12 protein-coding genes and 1 tRNA gene are annotated in these 20,598 nt (G+C 58.2%); 5 read left to right on the top strand and 8 right to left on the bottom strand.

Translation table 11 applies throughout. The features are described 5' to 3' along the window. Positions 1–389 precede the first annotated feature (389 nt). Positions 390–2,387, bottom strand: a complete 1,998-nt coding sequence (locus KDL09_RS10250; RefSeq protein ID WP_294384482.1) for a cytochrome c peroxidase — start codon at positions 2,385–2,387, stop codon at positions 390–392. A gap of 211 nt (positions 2,388–2,598) precedes the next feature. On the opposite strand from KDL09_RS10250, the gene KDL09_RS10245 reads away from it, so the two are divergent. Then, positions 2,599–3,831, top strand: coding sequence for an argininosuccinate synthase (locus tag KDL09_RS10245; protein ID WP_294384481.1), 1,233 nt, complete (start codon positions 2,599–2,601; stop codon positions 3,829–3,831). A 68-nt stretch (positions 3,832–3,899) separates the two neighbouring features. Here the strand turns inward: KDL09_RS10245 and KDL09_RS10240 are convergent, their stop codons facing one another. Then, a complete protein-coding gene (locus tag KDL09_RS10240) occupies positions 3,900–4,334 on the bottom strand; it encodes a hypothetical protein (protein ID WP_294384479.1) in 435 nt (144 codons plus the stop codon). A gap of 5 nt (positions 4,335–4,339) precedes the next feature. After that, the gene (locus KDL09_RS10235) at positions 4,340–5,521 is read right to left on the bottom strand and encodes a right-handed parallel beta-helix repeat-containing protein (RefSeq protein WP_294384477.1); all 1,182 of its coding nucleotides are present in this window, start codon (positions 5,519–5,521) and stop codon (positions 4,340–4,342) included. Between the two features lie 332 nt (positions 5,522–5,853). Here KDL09_RS10235 and KDL09_RS10230 point away from each other — a divergent pair, with 332 nt between their 5' ends. The 3 genes from KDL09_RS10230 (at position 5,854) to KDL09_RS10220 (ending at position 15,615) form a co-directional block, all read left to right on the top strand. Continuing rightward, positions 5,854–6,840: a ThuA domain-containing protein gene (locus KDL09_RS10230; RefSeq protein ID WP_294384474.1), complete on the top strand. Its 987-nt coding sequence runs from the start codon at positions 5,854–5,856 to the stop codon at positions 6,838–6,840. Between the two features lie 379 nt (positions 6,841–7,219). Next, positions 7,220–9,004, top strand: a complete 1,785-nt coding sequence (locus KDL09_RS10225) for an MbnP family protein (protein ID WP_345781087.1) — start codon at positions 7,220–7,222, stop codon at positions 9,002–9,004. Beyond that, complete coding sequence (locus tag KDL09_RS10220) at positions 9,001–15,615, top strand: PA14 domain-containing protein (protein WP_294384469.1); 6,615 nt, start codon at positions 9,001–9,003, stop codon at positions 15,613–15,615. Before KDL09_RS10225 ends, KDL09_RS10220 begins: the two co-directional genes overlap by 4 nt. A 32-nt stretch (positions 15,616–15,647) precedes the next feature. Here the strand turns inward: KDL09_RS10220 and KDL09_RS10215 are convergent. Next, positions 15,648–15,721: transfer RNA gene (locus KDL09_RS10215), tRNA-Gln, on the bottom strand. A gap of 311 nt (positions 15,722–16,032) precedes the next feature. On the opposite strand from KDL09_RS10215, the gene KDL09_RS10210 reads away from it, so the two are divergent. Next, positions 16,033–16,776: a hypothetical protein gene (locus KDL09_RS10210; RefSeq protein ID WP_294384466.1), complete on the top strand. Its 744-nt coding sequence runs from the start codon at positions 16,033–16,035 to the stop codon at positions 16,774–16,776. A 15-nt stretch (positions 16,777–16,791) separates the two neighbouring features. On the opposite strand, the gene ptsP is transcribed toward KDL09_RS10210, so the two are convergent. The 4 genes from ptsP to KDL09_RS10190 form a co-directional block, all read right to left on the bottom strand. Continuing rightward, positions 16,792–18,552: a phosphoenolpyruvate--protein phosphotransferase gene (ptsP, locus tag KDL09_RS10205; protein ID WP_294384464.1), complete on the bottom strand. Its 1,761-nt coding sequence runs from the start codon at positions 18,550–18,552 to the stop codon at positions 16,792–16,794. 51 nt (positions 18,553–18,603) lie between these two features. Further along, positions 18,604–19,452, bottom strand: a complete 849-nt coding sequence (locus KDL09_RS10200) for a tetratricopeptide repeat protein (protein ID WP_294384462.1) — start codon at positions 19,450–19,452, stop codon at positions 18,604–18,606. A gap of 286 nt (positions 19,453–19,738) precedes the next feature. Beyond that, positions 19,739–20,098 (bottom strand): hypothetical protein, encoded by a 360-nt coding sequence (locus KDL09_RS10195; protein WP_294384461.1) that lies wholly within the window; start codon positions 20,096–20,098, stop codon positions 19,739–19,741. Between the two features lie 253 nt (positions 20,099–20,351). Continuing rightward, positions 20,352–20,598, bottom strand: a 247-nt coding sequence (locus KDL09_RS10190) for a hypothetical protein (RefSeq protein WP_294384459.1), incomplete at its 5' end; no start/stop codon positions are given.

Here is a 20,598-nt window from a genome sequence, read left to right as displayed (position 1 = left end):
CGTGACCGAGTCGAACACCAAGTAATTGGTCCGTTGATTGAGGTTATGACCATAAACAACGCTCCAACCACCAAAAAGCGCGCTCAAAAGAACGACAATCCCCCACGTTCCTAGGACATGCCGCAGGAAGGTGGTAACAAAAGAGCCCCTCCCCAGCCCTTGAAGCGAGCGGAGATGGGTTCTGTGAGCACGGATTGATGCCATGATTTTCTATGTATCAGCTTCATTCTAACCATATATTATATAATTTCAATAACTTTCACCTTAACAATTAACTTTTGTTAATTATGGCTTTTAGCAGCCAGCCCTTCCGCTCCACAAGTTCCATCTCGACAAAAAAAAGAGGGGGGGCAATCATGCCCCCCCTCAACACCTAGCCAAATAACAGCCTACTCGAGAAAGTTGAGGAACGGAACTCCTCCATTCCTGCCTGTGGCTGGAACACACATAAACAGGTCTTTTGCTTTCCCTGTTCCATCATTGGTCACGATTGAATCATTTCCGAGGTGACCATTGGGAATGAACAACTGCGGGTGATCAAAAGGAGCACAACGGTTCCTCACGCGCTCATCCGTTAACGATTTCATAAACGCCACCAAGGCATCTTTCTCTTCGCCGTTTAGGCCCAGACGCTCGACGTCAGGATCAAGATTCTCGATGTTTGCGTCGTGGAAGTCACCGCCGCGGTTATAGAATTCCACCACCTCACGCAACGTGCGCTGGCCACCATTATGAAAGTAAGGCGCAGTTAGCTCCACATTGCGCAGCCCAGGCGTCTTGAATGCTCCATCCACTGCCACACGTTCATCCTTCTTAACTTTGATATTTGGGCTGACTCCGATCAGCTCTTTGAAAACTTTCTCTCCAAAGTCCCTCGCAAGGCGTGACTCGGCCAGAGGAAATCCAAACGGATCCTTGCCCCCGACTCCCAAATCCTCAAAGGTCGGACGCACTCCGATGTTATAAAAACCGCTGTCGTAGACACCCTTGTTTCCATCTCCCATGATCATGCGTTCCAGACGCTCTTTCTTAATGTGATGCACGGTGGCTTTGGTAAACTCGGCACCACCGTGGCAATTCACACATTTGGCCTTCCCAAAGAACAACTCGAAACCACGCTTCTGCTGTTCAGTGAGAGCATCGGAGTTCCCCTCGGCGAAATCATCAAACGGCGTTTGATCAGAAACCAAGGTCGCCTCATAAAGCTGGACGGCCAGACCGAAGTAGAGACTGAAATTGGCTTCCATGTGTGTGTACTCTGAAAGCACGAGGCCGTTTTTCTTTTTGCCCTTGAGTGCTTTCGCCAGTTCAGGCAAGCCCATGGTGTCCGCAGCCCCTCCGACCGGTGCCGAGCCGTCAGCAGCCAGTTGCACCTCCCCCTGCCACCACTCGGGCCTGAATGCAGCTCGAATGGCCTCCGCATAGGTGCTGACAGTTGTTCCCGGGCTTGGATACCGGCTGTAGTTGCCCAACACACTGTCAGAAGGATGCACCTGCTGAATAGCTAACGGGCGACGATTGAGCAATTTCCTCCCCAACTCGGGAAAAAGCCGTCCTGATGCAGACATTTCAAAATTGCTCAACGGTGGCCCCACTGCCTGAGAGGCCAGACTCGCGTTATCAAGGCTGATCATCACGGCCTTGATATCCTTGGGCTTGGTGGCTTTCCAGACATACGCGCCTTGGTCACGTTGACCAAATGGATTTACCCCGTTGAACCTGTCCTGGGCGCGCCCGTCCCAGAAGTTTCGCAGGTTGAAAACTGCATTGATCACCGTCGGTGTGTTGCGCGGCTCCACTCGTCGGGTATTGACACCGTTAACTTGAAAGACTCCATCGGGCGTCACCGAACGAATCTCGGTGAGGTCGGACGGGGTTAAGCCAAGGAACTCTTCAAGAATAACGCCTTGGGAACTTGTCACATCATTGACGTCTGAAATGACAGTCGATTTCCTGTCATTCACATCCGCAAGTTTGTGAAACGGAAAGTCTCCCTTCTTGAGTGTGTAATTGGGGCCGCCTACCTGAAATGTGGTGTCTGGATCGGCGTTTCCATCTGCATCCACCCGGAGAAGACCGGGACTGATCTGGTTCTTGTAGCGGTTGTCCGCCCCTGCATGAAAGTGGCAGGAAGCGCAGGCCATGCGATTGTCGCTTCCAACCTGCATGTCCCAAAACAGGGCCTTGCCTAACGCGATAGCAGCGTTTTTGTCGCGGATAAACTCCTTGAGATTCGAAGGCTCCGGAATCTTGCGTTTACGAAGTGACTCGGGTTTAGGAGCAGGGCCGGCCTTTTCTTGCCCTGAAATCGGCAGGACGTTGATGAGCGTTACTGCCCATATCAGGCAACCAACTGAGAGCTTATGGAGTTTCTTGTTTGTGATCATTGTTTTTTAATGTGTTTCAATATCGATAAAATTATCCATAACAACTATCATATTTGCAAATATAATTATGTTGGATACTTTTTTCTTACATTTCATATTTTTTGTGTTTTTGGCCTTTTGGGAACCCTCTAGGATCGCAAAACGCACCACCTCCGCGCTCGACACCCCGCATTAAGGAATTATCCTCGCCGCCCTCTCTACTATCACTCTCATGAGCAAGAAAATCGTCCTCGCATACTCCGGCGGCCTCGACACCTCCGTCCTCCTTTCCTGGATCAAGGAAACGTACAACGCCGAAGTAATCGCCTTCTGCGCCAACGTCGGTCAGGACGACGAACTGAAGGGACTCAATGCCAAGGCGAAGAAGACCGGCGCTTCGAAGATCTACGTCGACGACCTGCAGGAGGAATTCGCCTCCGATTTCATCTTCCCAATGATCCAGGCAGGCGCGATCTATGAAGGCGAATACTTCCTCGGCACTAGCATCGCCCGTCCCCTGATCGCCAAGCGCATGGTGGAGATTGCCAAGGCCGAAAAGGCCGGTTTCATCGCCCACGGCGCCACCGGCAAAGGCAATGACCAAGTGCGTTTCGAACTCACCGCCGCGGCACTCGCCCCTGAAATCGAAATCATCGCCCCTTGGCGTGACGAGCGCTTCCGTTCCCAGTTTCCTGGCCGAGCAGAAATGATCTCCTATTGCGAGGAAAAGAAAATTCCAGTGCAGGCAAGCGCTAAGAAACCTTTCTCAATGGACCGGAACCTCCTGCATATCAGCTATGAGGCCGGCATTCTCGAAGATCCGTGGTTTGATGCCAGTGATCCCAAATACAAAGGCTACTTCAACACCCTGTCCGTGTTTCCTGAAGACGCCCCCGACAAAGCGGAAACGGTGATCCTCGAGTTTGAAAAGGGCAACTGCATCGCCGTGAACGGAAAGCTGCTCTCGCCGCTCGGCGTGATGAAACTGCTCAACAAACTCGGCGGCAAGCACGGTGTCGGACGCGTGGACATGGTCGAAAACCGCTTCGTCGGCATGAAGAGCCGCGGCGTGTACGAAACACCGGGCGGCAGCATCCTGCATTTCGCCCATCGTCAGATCGAAAGCCTCACGATGGACCGCGAAGTCATGCACCTCCGCGACAGCCTGATCCCCAAATACGCCACACTGGTGTACAACGGATTCTGGTACGCACCGGAGCGTCTCGCTCTTCAGGCCCTCGTCACTGAGAGCCAGCAGAAGGTCAGCGGCACCGTGCGCCTCAAACTTTACAAGGGGAACATCATCGCCGCCGGACGCAAGAGCCTCTACAGCCTCTACAATCCGCAGATCGCCACCATGGAAGCGGATCCGACGAAGGCCTACAATCAGGACGATGCCACCGGCTTCATCCGCCTCAACGGCCTGCGCCTCAAAACCGGTGCGATCCGCGATCGGAAGAAGTAGGCGGGCTACGAATCGATCACCCAGAAAGAGTCAGGCGTCGGAGAGTCCGCTCTCCGGCGCTGTTTTTTTTACCACAGGGTGAATCCAACGTGGCCAGCACGGCGAACACGTGCATCGAAAAGCAAGAACAATGCAGCAATCGAATAGATCAAGTTTGCCGCGCCCACCCAGACAGGAATGAACCCTTGAGGGATGAGCGGTCCGCGAACTGGACGAAGTTCAGGAAACACCTGATTGATGAAAAACAGTCCGGCACCGGCAGCTCCGAGAAAGACCAGCGCCAGCAGCCAACGACAGATTTTCCGTTCATTCATGAACCCATACATGACCCCGAGGCTGAAAGCATACCACCCGATCGCCCCAGCAAACCAAGAAAAGATCTCGTGAAACAGAAACATCGAAATCACCACCGCTCCCAAAATCAGATGTCCCCACATCAGTTTGCGCGTGAAGTCGATCTCTTCACGGTACTTCGCACCACGAAAGCGTTGCACATCAAGCATGATTATTAGGGAGGACTGGACGGGGCTTTGTCAGGTAGGTTGTCTTTGAGGACCACTCGCGAGTTTTGCTCAAAGGCCATCCAATCACTGTTCTTAGCAAGTTTACGGCCACAGTCCATGCAGAGATTGGATGTGACCAAGATATTCTGTACGACTCCCCTGCTCCACACGGCCGCTGTGGAAAGCCCCGCAAACGTGTTTCCATTGATGATCAAACCATTAACCCCTCCTTCCAGCAGCACGCCGGTCCCCTCATCAATCCCCATCGGGGTCGGACTCTCGGCTGGTCGCTTGTCTTTTCCCACCCCGACGTAGGTGTTGCAGAAGGTGTTCCCACTGATCGTGTTGCGCTCCGAGTCTCCACTTACACGCACGGAGAACTCATGAGCAATGGTGAAGGTGTTTGCGCTCAGGGTGCAGCCACACGCGTCCCGCAGATCAATTCCACCCTTCAGGTGATGCGCGATGACGTTGGCGCTCAGGGTGATGCCGTAGCAGTCACGATCCAGAATGATCGCCGTGCCATTGCACTCTTCGATCATGTTTCCGCTCACCACCGAGCCGTAGGTGTTCTCGATCACAACACCGTTTCCAAGGTGGTCGTCGATGTTGTTTCCGTTCATGCACAAATTGAACGAATCTACGCACCGCAGCGCGTCCTGGTTCTCCTCAAAGTGGTTGGCATTCACCACGATGTCATGACAACCGATGATCTCGATCCCGCTCTTCTTGTTGTATGTGATGATGCAGTCAGCGATGCGAGGATCCTCGTAGCAGTCCTTCAACTGAATGCCATGGCCGCCGTTGTGGTCGATCGAAACTCCCTCAAGGTAGATTTCCTGAATGCCCTCCGCAAAGATGCCGTCGCCGCTCTTTTCGTTGCCGCTGATGCGCAGGTCCGCCATCTGAACCCGCCACAGCCGCGCCTTTTTGTCTGTGTCGAGATTCGGAGGTCGGAGGACAAAAGCGGGAGCCCCGCTCTCGTTTTTGTTGAGGATGTGAGTCGCCGCCCCGCCTCCGACGACACGCGTTTCCGCCGTCTTCAGCCGAAGGGGCTCCGTGATTTCATAGTTGCCCGGCGGTATCGTCACCAACCCACCACTTTCAGGCACCGCATCGAAAGCCGCCTGCAGATTTGGATGCTTCGACGCATCGATGGCCACCGGAAACACAGTCTGGGCATTCAAGGAAAGCACACAGCCACACAGCAGGAGTAAGAGCATTTTCATCCTGGAAAAAACGCTCCCAAAACTGTTCTTCGGTCATGTTTCCGCAGCAGTCACTCGGTGTGCAAATCCACCTTCGTCGCCGCCCCGGGTTTCGCCATGGACCGGCGCAACTCAAAGCTCGGCTGCACATTCATCTTCCGCACCCGCAAGTTCATAGGCCTGCCCGAAGGACAGATTCTCGGCTCCATCCCTTTGAGCATCTTCTTTTAAGCCACGCGGAAAATTCTCTGTCCATGGCACTTTGTGCCTGCAAAACCTCTTCGTCCCTCCACGTTGGGCTTCCATCCACCATGATCACACGTCTAACGCTCCTGTTTGTCGCCGCGCTCTCCCTGTCCTCTGCTTTTGCAGAGCCCAAAAAGCTCCTCGTTGTCACCGTCACCACCGGTTTCCGCCACTCCTCCATTGAGACTGCAGAAAAAGTCCTCGCTGAACTCGGTGCCAAGTCTGGTGCTTTCACCGTCGATTACGTCCACCAGCCCGAAGGCCAGCCCAAGAACCCTGGCAAGCCCCCTGTGAAGGGCGAAAAGGATACCGACGAGTCCTTCGCCAAGAAGCAGGAAGCCTACAGCGCCGCCCTGGCTGACTTCAATGCAGCCAACAAAGTATGGAACGACAAAATCGCCGCCTACATGGCCGAGCACATGGCTCTCGACAAGATCAAGGGATACGACGGTTTCGTCTTCGCCAACACCACCGGCGACCTTCTCCTTCCCGATCGCGACGGTTTCATCAAGCTCATCGAAGACGGCAAGGCCTTCATCGCCATGCACTCCGGCTCCGATACCTACCATCCTTTTCGCGGTTACATCGACATGCTCGGTGGCGAGTTTGAAACCCACAAGTCACAGGTCGAAATCCAGCCCGTCGTCCACGACCCCGCCCATCCCATCACCAAGTCCGTCCCCGTCGGCTGGAAGGTCTTCGACGAAATCTACATCATCAAGAGCTTCGACAAGTCCAAGGTCCATGGTCTCCTCGGGCTCAACTCCCATCCCAACTTCGCCCAGTTGTCTGATGAGGACAAAAAGAAGGAGGAGGATCTCAAGCGCACCTACTACCCTGTCTCCTGGTGCAAGGAATTCGGCGCAGGCCGTGTGTATTACAACTCCCTCGGCCACCGTGAGGATGTCTGGGATCCCACCTGGAAGGAAGGCACGAAGGATCGCAAGAACAGCCCCGAGATTGCCGAGACCTATCAGGAGATGATCCTCGCCGGCATCAAGTGGGCGCTAAAGCTCGAAGAAGGGATCTCTACCCCGGGCAATATCCCGTAACACACCGCCAAATCGCGGAGATTCACCTCACACAGAAGATGGCGGATTGGATTTCCAGTCCGCCATCTTTCTTTTGTAGCGGGAATCCAAGGATGAATCCTCCAAGGGCTCCTTTCCAACCTCGCTCCGCACCACAGCAAACCGTCGCGCGCGATTGTGCTCTGACCCTCTACAGCCCAAACCCGTGCAGCAATAGCTCCGTGGTGTGGGAGGGGGTTCCCGCCCACATTTTCAACTTTCTCCTCTAGAACGGCCCTAAAAGCACCCACCTCAAGACTGATACCCCTCTCATTTTCGCGCATCAGTTTTACAAATACCTGACTTGTTCTGTTATGGTTAATATAGACAGTTTTGGCACAAACGAGAAAGCACTGTCGTTATGCGCCTCACTCCCAACAAAAGCCCCTTTCCCGACTCCCCTTGGAGCCTTGGGAAATCGGTGTTCTTGCTTGCTGGAATACTAATTCAGTCACTGCCGGCATTAGGGCAGGAACTGCGCATCGATGTATCGACCATCTCCGGCCGCCATGAAGTTCGCTTGAACCAACCACTATCTCCTGAGGTTCCCACGCGAATTACTCGGCTGGATTTCCTTCTATCTGGCCTCGCCCTGAAGAGGAAGGACGGCAGCTGGGTCGAGTCTCAGGACTGGTTTGCCTACCTGAGTGCAGCAACAGGTCGCATGACCGCCAAGGGAACAGGAACCCCCAAAGGCGAATACACCGGGATCCGATTCCGCATCGGCGTGGACGAGAAGGTGAACAAGGCGGAACCCAACCTCTATGCATCGGATCATGCGCTCAATCCACAGGTCAACGGTCTGCACTGGGGTTGGATGGGCGGCTACATCTTTCTGGCCTTGGAGGGCCGCTCCAACAATAGCGGTAAAGAAAACGGCTTCTCCTATCACATCGCCAACGCACCGCAGTTGATGACGGTGGAACTGCCGGTCGAATTCCGTGGTGGGAGCCCACTGACTCTCGCGCTGGATTTCGACCTTCTTCGCGTCCTCAAAGGCATCGACTTCACCAAGGACGGCAACTCAACCCATTCACGCGAAGGCGATGCACTCGCAGCAAAACTGAAGACAAACATCGAGCACGCCTTCCGCGTGCGCAGCATCAGCTACGACGTCTATCAGACACCGGCGTTCGCGGACACACCCGCCCCCCTGCCCTCCGGAACGCATGCACTGACGCCGGCAATGACGCAGCGCTTCCCAAAGGTGAAGCTGCCCTCCGACAATCCACTCACTCAAGAAGGCGTGGCGCTGGGCCGTCAGCTTTTTCACGACACACGCCTCTCCATCAACGGCACTCAGTCCTGCGCCTCCTGCCACGATCAAACACATGCCTTTGCCGATGCGCGGCGTTTCAGCCTCGGTGCGCAGCAGCAGGCGGGCAAACGCAACGCCATGCCGCTCTTCAATCTGGCGTGGCATCAGGCCTTCTTCTGGGACGGACGCGCGCCGACTCTGCGCGAGCAGGTGCTCATGCCGATTCAGGACAAAAACGAAATGAACGAGACACTGCCGAATGTCGTGGCCAAACTCAGCGCGGACAACGACTGCCGCACCGGCTTTGCCAAAGCCTTCGGTTCTTCCGAAATCACGCCGGAGCGCATCGCGAAAGCGCTCGAACAGTTTCTGCTCACCTTCATCTCGCAGGAGTCGCGCTTTGATCGTGCCGCTCGCAAGGTTGCGGAACTCACGGAGAGTGAGAAGCGCGGTCTGAAACTCTTCGTGACCGAATTTGATCCTAAGCGTGGTCTGCGCGGTGCCGATTGCTTCCACTGCCACGGCGGCACATTGTTCACGAGCCAGCAGTTCGCCAACAATGGCCTCGATCTCACCCCCGAAGACATCGGTCGCATGGCGGTAACCAAGGACGAAGCCGACCGCGGCAAGTTCAAGACACCCAGCCTTCGCAACATCGCACGCACCGCGCCCTACATGCATGACGGGCGCTTCGCCACGCTCGAGGAAGTGGTGGAACACTACAGCAGCGGTGTGCGCCGTTCACCCACGCTGGATCCCAATCTCGCCAAGCATCCCAATGCCGGCATTCAACTCAACGCGCAGGAAAAGGCCGACCTCGTCGCCTTTCTCAAAACACTGACTGACGAAACCTTCACCGGGACTGAGTCCGCCACCGCTGCTCGATGAAACGCCTCCTGATCGCCATCGTTCTAACCGGAACCCTCACACGCGCCGATGTACTGACCCACGAAGAGAGCGATGCTCTCGCCGCTGAAGCCGCGCTGCTCGCACCAGCCCCAGGCCCCACGGTCACCCAAACACTGCCGCCCCCGCCGTCCCAGTATTCGACGCTCGGAGTCTGGAGCGCAGTGATCCCATGGACGCCTCACATTCCAGTGACTTGCGCACAGCTTCCCGACGGACGGCTGCTGACGTTCGCCTCCAGCCAGCGCACAAGTTTTCCTGCCGGAACTTTCACCTACGCGGCCACTTGGGACTACCGCACCGGTCAATTTGTCGAGATCAACAATACGCGGCACGACATGTTCTGCGCCGGTGTTTCCCTGCTGGCCGACGGCCGCCTTCTCGTCAACGGTGGCAACAACACGATCCGTGACAGCAGCATCTTCGACTGGCGCACGAACACCTGGAGCGCCGCCCAGAGCATGCAAGACCCACGCTGGTACAATACCAGCGTCGCCCTGCCCAACGGCACCGTGTTTACCGCCTCCGGTTCCGGTGGCAGTGATACTGCCGAGCGCTGGCAGTCGAGCACCGGATGGACGCGCCTGACAGGCATCAACTGGGCTTTGGCACACGGCGAAGGCGGTGTGGAATCCACCTGGCATCCGTTTCTCCACGTCGCGCCAGACGGCCGCATCGCCCACACGGGCCCCACGCACACCATGCACTGGGTCGATCCGACGGGCAGCGGCCAGTTCATCAGCACCAGCACCACAATCCCCGGCGCGCACTATCCCAAAGACGGCGCGTTGGTGATGTTCAACGAAGGCAAGGTCCTTCAGGCAGGCGGACGCACCAACGGCACGGACGCCCCGTCGAACCTCGCTTACGTCGTCGACATCAACGGCAGCACGCCCACCATCACCCAAACTGGCAGCCTCAAGCACAAACGCACCTACGTAAACGGCGTCGTTCTGCCGACAGGTGAAGTCATGGCCCTCGGTGGCAACACCTCCCAGGTGAAATTCAGTGACGAGGGCAGCGTGATGACGCCGGAAATCTGGAACCCCACGACCGGCCAGTGGCGCACCGCGGCCGGCATGCAGGTGCCGCGCAATTATCACTCGCTGGCCGTGCTGCTTCCGGATGGACGCGTGTGGTCCGGCGGCGGCGGGCTCAGCGGCAACTCCGCCGACCATCAGGACGCGCAGATCTACACGCCGGCCGAACTCTACAACGCCGACGGCACGCTCGCGACGCGTCCCGTGATAACCGAAGCGCCCGCCGTCATCGGACCAGGCATGGCATTCACAGTACGCGCCGCCGCCGGAATCAAAAAATTCAGCTTCATCAAGCTGACATCACTCACGCACAGCGTGACCAGCGATCTTCGGTTTCTGAATCTGGACTTCGTGGAAGAGTCGCCTGGGATCTATGCGGTGCAATCCCACTCCAGTCTCAACGTGATGACACCCGGCTACTGGATGCTGTTTGCGGTGTCCGCCGAAGGCCCTTACTCAGTCTCTGAAACAATCTTGGTGGACCCGACCGTCACCGACTCCATCAGCCATCCAGACCGGCAGTTCATCACCGTTGGCGACAGCACCTCCTTAACGGTAATCGCCAACGGCTACAGCGCATCCACCCGTGTTTTCTCCGCCATCGGCCTTCCTCCCGGCGTCAGCATCGACGCCAGCACCGGCGTCATCTCCGGCGCCCCCGAAGCAACAGGCGCCTATACGACCATCGTTACGGTCAATGATGGAGTCCTGCCCGAAGCCTCCGCCTCATTCCAATGGACCGTTCATTCGGACCTGAAACTGGTTCCCTTGGCCAGTGCTCCGGCGCCCTCTGGTGAGGCCATCCAGTTTCATGCCGCCGCCACCGGCAGTCTCAATCCTGAATTCAAATGGGACTTCGGTGACGGCTCTTCCGAAACAGTCTTCAGCAGCAACCCCACTGTAAGCAAAACGTACTCCGCACCCGGCCGCTACCTCGTCACACTCACTGCCCGCGACGATACCGGCTCGTGGGTCACCCTCAGTTTTCGTCAGGCAGTACACGCGCCATTGACTCCCACCAGGCCAACCTCTTCCAGCAGCATCGCCTACCAATCGCGCAACGGTGCCAATGCCCGCCTCTGGGTGGTGAATCCCGATCAGGACAGTGTGACTGTATTCGACGCCGTGACACGCAAGCGCAGCGGCATCATCGCCGTCGGCAAAGGACCACGCAGCATCGCCATCGCACCTGATGGCCGCGCCTGGGTGATCAACAGCGAAAGCGGCAGCATCTCCATCATCGGCCCCAATCTTGTCGTCGCTCAAACAGTTCCGCTGCCGCGTGGATCACGCCCTCATGCGATCGTGTTCGATCCTGCCGGTACCAGCGCCTATGTTTCACTGCAGGACCTCGGCGAAGTGCTGAAGATCAACCCGACCTCACCCAAACAGATTCTCGCCACCATCTTCGTCGGCCAGAACGTCCGTCATCTTTCCGTCGGCGCCGACGGCAGCAGGGTTTTCGCCTCGCGATTCATTACGCCGCGACTGCCTGGTGAAGAAACTGCCACCGTCACCACGGAACAAGGCGCGACAAAATTCGGCGGCGAGGTGGTCCTCATCAATGCCGCGAGCATGACCGTGGCGAAAACGATCATCCTCGAGCACAGCAACGACGCAGACAGCTCGATCGCCGGGCGCGGCATTCCCAACTATCTCGGTCCCTCCGTTCTCAGCCCCGACGGGCTGAGTGCGTGGGTTCCTTCAAAGAAGGACAACATCAAGCGGGGCATGCTTCGCGACGGCAGGCCGCTCACGCATGACAGCGCCGTGCGCAGCATCACTTCGCGCATCGATCTAAACACCGAAAGCGAGGACTTCACTGCGCGCGTCGACTTCAATGACGCAGGCATCGCCGTGACGGCCGCATTCGACCCTGCCGGCATGTATCTTTTCACCGCCCTCGAAGGCAGCCGCGAAGTCGCGGTGGTGGATTCCTGGGGCAGGCGCGAACTGCTTCGATTCGACGCCGGTCGCGCTCCGCAGGGCGTGGTCACCTCACCCGATGGCCGCACGCTGTACGTTCATAACTTCATGGACCGTAGCGTCACCGTTCATGATGTCGGTGCCATCATCGACGGTGCTGAAACGACTCCTGCGCTCACGGCCACGCTCAACTGCATCGCCTCCGAAAAACTCCCGGCGGCCGTCTTGAAGGGAAAGCAGTTCTTCTATGACTCGCTCGATCAACGCATCGCACTTCAGAAGTACGTCAGTTGCGCGGCATGCCACAACGACGGCGATCAGGATGGTCGCGTGTGGGACTTCACCGGATTCGGCGAAGGCCTGCGCAACAACATCTCGCTCAAAGGCCACGGCACGCATGGTCCGGTGCACTGGACGGGCAACTTCGACGAGATTCAGGACTTCGAAGGTCAGATCCGCAGCTTCGCCGGCGGTCTCGGTCTCATGAGCGATGCCGACTTCCACACGGGCACACGCGATCAATCCTTGGGTGACACCAAAGCAGGTGTCAGCGAAGATCTCGATGCACTCGCCGCCTATGTCACGTCACTGACCACGACGGGAACCAGCCCTTTCCGCAGCAGCAGCGGCGCGCTCACGGCTGACGCACTCGCGGGCCAGCAAATATTCCGCGCACAGAACTGCGCCGCCTGCCACAGCGGCACGCGTTTCACCAACAGCGCACTCAACGTGTTCGCCAACGTCGGCACAATCAAACCCAGCAGCGGCCAGCGACTGAATGCTCCGCTTACCGGTCTGGACGTCCCCACGCTGCGCGGTCTCTGGAATACAGCGCCCTATCTGCACGACGGCTCAGCCACGACTCTCTCGGATGCAGTTCGCGCCCACCAAGGGGTCTTGCTGACAGACAGCGAACTCTCCAAAGTCGTGTCTTTTCTCTCTCAAATTGACGACGCAGTCATGAGCGCGCCCGCACCATTGAATGTTGTGCTCGGCACGGCCAGATCAACAGTGAGCGGATCCTTCCCCGTTGCCGGTGTTCTGAGCGAAGCCGCCGTCGGCTTCACTTCCAGCGACATCAGCATCGAAGGTGGAACGATCTCCGGTTTCGCCATCACGGGCACGAGCTTCAGCTTTCACGTGGAGCCTTCAGCCGCCAGCGTGCGCATCGAGATCGCCGCAAATGTGATGACCGACACCACCGGCCTCGGCAATCTGGCCTCCAATGTATTGAACATCACAAACACCGGTGACCTGCCATCGACAATTCCTCCGCCTCCCGCCTCCAACTCGAATGTGCAGCCTCACATCGCACAAGGAGGCGGCGCGTCTGATCCCTCCACTGCATCCTTTGTTCCCGTCACTGCATTCGCTGCACGGATCAATTTCCAAAATGCCGGCGCTCCGACGCCAAATGGCTACGCGGCGGACAACGGCGCCATTTTCGCAGCGCGCAACGGACTCGAGTACGGCTGGAACCTTGATCACTCTGCGCTGGGTCGTGATCGCAATGGCGTGAGCGACCAGCGCCAGGACACCCTCATCCGTATGCAAGCAGGCGCCAAATGGGAGATCACGGTGCCCAACGGCGAGTATGACATCGTCCTCAGCGTTGGAGATGCCACCATGGCGAGCAAGAACACACTGCGCGCAGAAGGCACCACGGTCTGGAGCGCTTTCGCCTGTGCCGCCGGCACATTTCAAACCAAAACTGTCCGCGTGATCGTCGCCGACGGTCGTCTCACGATCGACAACGGCAGCGCCTCAACACAAACCACGTCCCTCAATTTCATCGAAATCGCGAGCACGCACGGAACGCTGCCAACAGCTCAAAACGGACTCTCCGCCGACTACTACGCCGGGACCAACTTTGAGCAGCTGCGCTTCAGCCGCACCGACCGTGCCGTCGATTTCCGCTGGAACGGCAGCGCTCCTGACACGCGCGTTGCGGCGGACAACTTCAGCGTGTGCTGGCATGGATACATCGTACCTCGCCACAGCGAGCATTACACATTCACCACAACCAGTGATGATGGTGTGCGTGTTTGGATCAACGGCCGGCTCATCATCAACAACTGGACGAATCACAGCGAGCAAGCCAACACCGGCGAGATTGATCTGCAGGCAGACACGCCCGTGACGATCCAGATGGAGTTCTTCGAAAGCGGCGGCGACGCGGTGGCGCGTTTAATGTGGGAAAGCCCCAGCCAGGTGCGTGAAATCGTTCCGAACGAACGTCTGCTCGCTGATTCCACCAACTCCTATCCTTCAACCTTTGCAGCATGGATCGACAGCGGCCGCAGCAATGCGGCAGGCGGACTCACCACCGCTGCCACCAATGCCGACGGCGATGATTTTCCCGATCTTCTCGAGTATGCACTGGGCGGCAGCGCCGGCAGTGGCATTCATGCAGGTGAAGATCTCCGGCTTGATCTTCAAAATGGCCACGTCAACGCGAGCATCGTCCACCCTCAGGGCATTGGCGGTCTGCAATGGCTCCTGGAAAGCAGCACCGACTTGAAGGCTTGGACACTGCTCATTACAACCCCAGCGGTTATCACCAATCTCGACGGCACCGAAACCCTGCGCTGGGAGAATCTCGACGCGGCGGGAGGACAAAACATCGATCTGGGGATCGTGCGTTTGAAAGTACAAAACACAATCACCAACGAGACCGCCGCAGGCAAACCCGTCGCATGGCAAAAGCTCACCGTGCAACAAGGTGTGCAGACGGCCGGCATGAATCTCCTGAATGCGCCTGTCTTTTCGGGGCTCGCTCACTCGGCCGTCGACAATGCGGTATATCTTGCGGACGCCTCGTACCTGCCCGGTGTGTTTGATCCGGACGCACGATACTATCTCGAGATCAAAGACGGACCTCATGCCGGCCATCACTTTGATCTCGCTCATATTGGCGACCGCGTGCTCCTCATCGATACGGAATCACCCAACAACACACTGCCTGAGGCTCCCATGGACATCGGCGGCGCGCGCATCGCCATTCACAAGCACATCACCCTCGGCCAGGTGTTCGACAAAAACATTCTGAACGGCACCACCAACCCCTCCACGGCAGATCAAGTGTTGTTCAGCACTCCGTCGGGTTTCCAAACCTTCTGGCTGCTGAAAGGCGGTTCCTATCATCAGTGGAATGCCGCCGGAGACGCCACCCTGACCAATGCGGACACCACCATCATTCCACCGGGCACGGGTGTGCTGCTGAAGACGGGCAATTCATCACCTCGAGCGCTGGTCATGACCGGCGAGGTGCGGACCACTCCCTTTGCGCGGCTTCTGTCACCAGGTTTCAACCTGTTTGCCAATCCATGGCCGCTGGATGCGACCCCCAGTCGCCTGAACATGACTGACACCTCCATTTTCACCGCCACGATGAATCCTGGAACCGCCGACGCTCTGCAACTTTGGAAGGGCGACTCCCAGCCTGGATCCAGCGGTTACGACGGTTACTGGCTGTTTCAATACCCCAAGGCCTCTGCCATTTGGACATCTACCAGAGACGCCAGCCTGCGATCTCAGAATGACATCCTGCCACTCAAAGCTGCTCACTGTGCGTTCCTCAACCGCCGTAGCACACTCACCAGTGTCTGGGTGATGCCCGCTCCCTGACACGACACTTACTGTGCAACTCAGTGCCTGAGTGGTTACCCCGCAAGGATTCGAACCTTGAACGAGAGAATCAAAATCTCCTGTGTTACCATTACACCACGGGGTAGGAGGTGCTGTGAGGGGCGGATATTAGTGCCTCCTTTTCACAGCGCAAGGACTGCTTCGGCGTGAATGAAACGCAAAAACGGCGCTCAATGAGAGGTCCCGAGTGGACATGGATCCGGGACAAGGCTTCCCGGTTAAAACTTTTTTACTCAGGCGTCACCCACCTGCAACTGACCGTGGAAGCCTTGATTTTCAAGGAAGCTAGCTCGCCTGAGAACACCGCCAATGATTGAAATTATGGAAATGTAAAATATTTATTCTTGCAATCTTTTCCATAATTTCGATAATGGTCGTGCAATCTGCAAAAATATTATGAAGAAGCTCATCCTCATCCAGAACGACTATCCCGGCACCGGCAAGAGCACTCTGGCTCTCTGCTTCCACCGCTACCTCCAGCAGTATGGTGTCCCCCATCAACTCCTCTCCCTCACCGAAGAGGACGCCCCAAGTGAAATGGGTTCCACGGCCCTCGATGTCAACTCGCTGACGCCGAGAGAGTTCCTCGCTCACGTTGACGCCTCCCCGCTGACCATCATGGATGTGGGCACAGGTCTGGGTGAGTTCTTCAACAAGTTCTACCAAGGCTGCGAGATGGATCAGATCCTTCACGCCGCCGGCGTTGCCGTCTCGGTGGTGCTGCCCGTGACGGCGGACCGCGAGAGCTTCGACTCGGTGATTGACGCCGCGGAAGTCTTCTCCGACAACGCCGAGTACCTCATCGCCCACCTGGTCACCAGCTGCTATGACGAGGACGACAAAGTCTGGGACACCAGCTATGCCGCCCGCGTAATGGACATGTTCGAAGCCGTGGAACTCCACATCCCGGAAATCACCTTCCAATTCGAACTGAGCACCGAACACATGAGCCTCGACGGTGCCCTGCAGCAGGGAGACGCCGAAGAACGCCTGGGCAAGGAATACACCAAGTGGAACCGCCGCGTCATGGGCCAGGTGGACAGCGCACGCCAGTACCTCTTTGGCGACGCCTTCCGTCCCACGGTGGCTCCCAAGCCCGCCAAACCAACGCGCAAGTCGAAGGCCAAGCTCGCCGCTTAACCCCAAAACCACCGGCTACTCGAACAACTCGGGATAGCAACGGTCCGCCACAGCCCGGCTGAGATCTCGAATCTTGGCCGGGCTGGTGCATGTCAGGACGTTTTTCGCCAGCTCCTCGCACTCCGACACGCGCAGACGCCGCACCGCATGCTTCACGCGTGCGATCTGCGTCGTCGCAACGCTCAGTTCGTTCAAGCCGAGACCGATCATCAAAGGAGTAAGCGTCAGGTCCGATGCCATTTCTCCGCACATGCCGATGCGGATGCCCGCACCGCGCGCCGCCTGGACCGACATGCTGATCAATCGCAGCACCGCCGGGTGCGTGGGCTGGTACAATCCCGCCACCCGGTCGTTCAGCCGGTCCACCGCGATCGTGTACTGGATCAAATCGTTCGTCCCCAGGCTGAGGAAATCGACTTCGGCCGAGATCAGATCCGCCGACAGCGCCGCGCTGGGTATCTCGATCATCGCTCCGACTTCAATCTCATCCGGCACGTCCACGCCTTCCGCCGTGAGTTCATCCGCGCAGTCGTTGAGCACCGCCTTGGCATCCAGCACCTCCTGCACACCCGAAACCATGGGGAACATGATCCCTACCCGGCCATTGGCGGCCGCACGCAGCAGCGCACGCAACTGACGCTTGAACAAGTCCACCCGTCCGAGCGAAAGCCGGATGCCGCGCCAGCCGAGAAACGGATTCGGCTCCGGCTCCAGCGCGAGTCGTTCGTCGATCTTGTCACCACCGAGGTCCAGCGTGCGAAACACCACGCGCTTCGGCGCGAGCGAGCTCACCACCCGGCCATAGGCGGCCGCCAGCTGATCTTCCGTCGCGTCCGGATTCTCCAGATGCAGAAACTCCGTGCGGAACAACCCCACCTCTTCGGCGCCGCTGTCCTCCACGATCTCCACCTCTTCGATGAACTCCGCATTCGCGCCCACGCAGATGGAGCTGCCGCAGACCGTCAGCGAGGGCTTGTGGCGCTCCACTTGAAACACATCCTCGCGCCGTTCCGCCTGCTCTTCCCGCAGGCGGTAGCGCGCCAGCGTGTCCTGGCTCGGATTCTTGATCAGCAGACCGCCTTCACCGTCCAGCAGCACCGTGTCACCGCTGTGCAGTTCGTCACAGATGCCGTGCATTTTCACCACCGCCGGCAGCGCCAGCGAGCGTGCGATGATCGCCGCATGCGACACCGAGCTTCCCGTCTCCACGGCAAAGCCCAGCACCTTCGTGCGGTCCAGCTGCACCGTGTCCGAGGGCGTCAGATCATGCGCCACCACGATCACCGGCTCGTCAAACATCGGATGGTTCAGCAGCTCGCCGCGCAGGTGGCGCATCACGCGGTGCGTCACATCCTTCACGTCGAGAAATCGTTCCCGCAAATACGCGTCCGAGAGCCCGCGCAGCGCATCCATGTGCTTGCACATCAGCTTGTAGTAGGCCCAGTCCACGCACACCAGCTTCTCGCGCACGATCTTCTCCGTCTGCTTCAGGATCGTCGAGTCCTGCAGGATCAGCAGATGCGTCTCAAAAATCTCGCTCTCCGCGCTCCCCTGCTCGCCGTCCATCACGCGCTGCAGCTCCTCGATCTCCTGGCGCGTCACCTCCAGCGCGGCGTTCAGGCGCGCCATCTCATGATCTTCCGTGCCGGGTTGGATCGGCTCCTCGTCAGGCTCGTCAAAGTGGTCCTTCAACACATGCACCACCGCATGCGCCACGCCGTCTGACACGGCCGTGCCGGTCCAGATTTTTTCGTGCGAAGTGGGGGTGGAAGTCATGCCGCGCTCACCTTTCATGCGGACGATGCGTTTGGCAAACGCGACCGTGCATCAAACTGTCGCCAGCACCTTTTCCATGCGCTTTTTAAAGGCCGCCGCCTTGTTGTCTTCACCGATGATCTCCAGCATCGCGATGTAATCGAGCCCGATCGCCTCATAGCTCGTCACCTCCACCGGAAGCTGTGACTCGAGGATCGACAGGCTCTTCTCAAAATGCTTCTGCGCCGCGTCATTTTCCTTCAGCTCATGGCAGGCCGTGCCCAGATTGCACAGCGACTGCGCCACGTCACGATGCTTGTCTCCCAGCACCTCGATGCGGATCTGCAATCCGTCTTCAAACATCTCCTTCGCCTGGTCCGGAAATCCGGCCGCGTAATACAGGCTGCCCAGATTGTTGAACACACACGCCACGGATTCCGACTTGCGTCCGCGCTTGTTCTCCAGCGTTTCCAGCGCGCGCAGGTAATGCTGTTCCGCCAGTGCAAACTTGTCCATGCACTTGTACGTCATCGCCAGGTTGTTGCGCAGCTGCGCCGCCACCTCCGTGTTCTCTCCGCCCAGCGCCTCGTGGTCATTGATCGCCTCTTCATAATAGGCCAGCGACTCCGACTCACGCCCGCTGAAGTCCAGCAGCGTCGCCAGGCTCGTGCGCACGTTCGCCATCACCTCCACCGGCATTTCCAGCTCCTTGCCCGCCTCCAGTGCTTCGCGATACGTCGCCTCCGCAGATGCAATGTCACCCGCATCGCGCTGCGCATCGCCCAGCGTCTGCAGGGCGCGCACCAGACCCGGCGCCTTGCCCGGATACTCCTTCACCGCCGCACGCTGCGTCTCCACCACCTTGAGGGCGTCTTGGATGACAGAATCTGAGGCGGGTGTCTGGGAAGAATTCTCGGGCATGGTCTCGACAGAGGGGTCGGGTGGTTGAGACGGTACCTTCGCGGACAGGTCAGCCCCGCGTCAAGTACCGCCTTCATCACAAAGCACAAAAGCCGCCCCAAGGAGCGGGGAACTCCGTTCCCCATCTTCGTGGGGTCGGAGCCCCCACCTCCTTGTCCCTACCCCCGGAGGGCAACGCTCCTGCGTTGCCGACTTCGGCACGGCAGGAGCCGTGCCCTCCCATCATCCCCGCGAACCAAGAACCAAGAACCAAGAACCAAGAACCAAGAACAAAGAACAAAAAAACCTACCTCCTCAACGCATTGATCAACTCATCCACCTTGTCCGCGATCTGCTGCACCTCCGCCTGCGTCGGCGGATCGCTCACCGCCAGTCCCAGCACATCGATGCTGTTGCTGTTGTTGCTGGTGCCGACGATCGCGTTGCTCAGATCCGCGAAGCTCACCTCGCCCACCGGTCCCTGCGGCCCTTCCGCTCCGTCATTGCCCTGCGGACCCTGAGGACCTGCCGGCCCTTGAGGTCCGGGATCACCGGGATCCCCTTTGGGAATGCTGCTGATCAAATCGACGATCCCCTGAAACTGCGCACGCATCGGCGCGGACTCGATCAGGGCGTTCGTGGGCGGATAATTAGGATCGTAGGGCATGATGGTCGTGGGTGGGGTTGGCCGAAAGAGACAAAAAAGATTTCAAGAAGAGGCAGATGAAGAAAGGAGTGCGGACACTCTTGTCCGCTGCTTGGAAGATGCGGGCAGGAGTGCCGAGCTAAGCGAGACAGACGAAGTCAACCCGCGCTCCCGTCCCATTTCTCTTCGTCGGACATGGCGCAGCATGTCCCCACCCGGAGGGCAGACCTCCGTGTCTGCCGAATTCGGCAACGCAGGAGCGTTGCCCTCCCGCTCACGTCACCACCACGCTTTGCGACAAGCTGGGCAATGCATCGCCGCCGTCGTTGTAGGCGATGGCCTGGATTTCCACGGTCACACCGGGCGTGAAGCCGGTCAGCGTTTTCTCCAGGCCTTCGGTGGTGCCCGCGCTGGAGAAGTCGTCGTCCACGCCGATGATCTTCTTCAACAGACGCGTGGCACTCATGCGGGTGCTGTAAGGCCACTCCGCGTGGATCTTCCCACCGCCCTGCGCAGTGAGG

Origin of the sequence: Prosthecobacter sp. (assembly GCF_020439865.1) — a bacterium.
In the GTDB taxonomy this organism is placed as follows: Bacteria; Verrucomicrobiota; Verrucomicrobiia; order Verrucomicrobiales; family Verrucomicrobiaceae; genus Prosthecobacter.
Note: the sequence above shows the minus strand (reverse complement) of the source record. Positions and strands in the feature narration are given on the sequence as shown.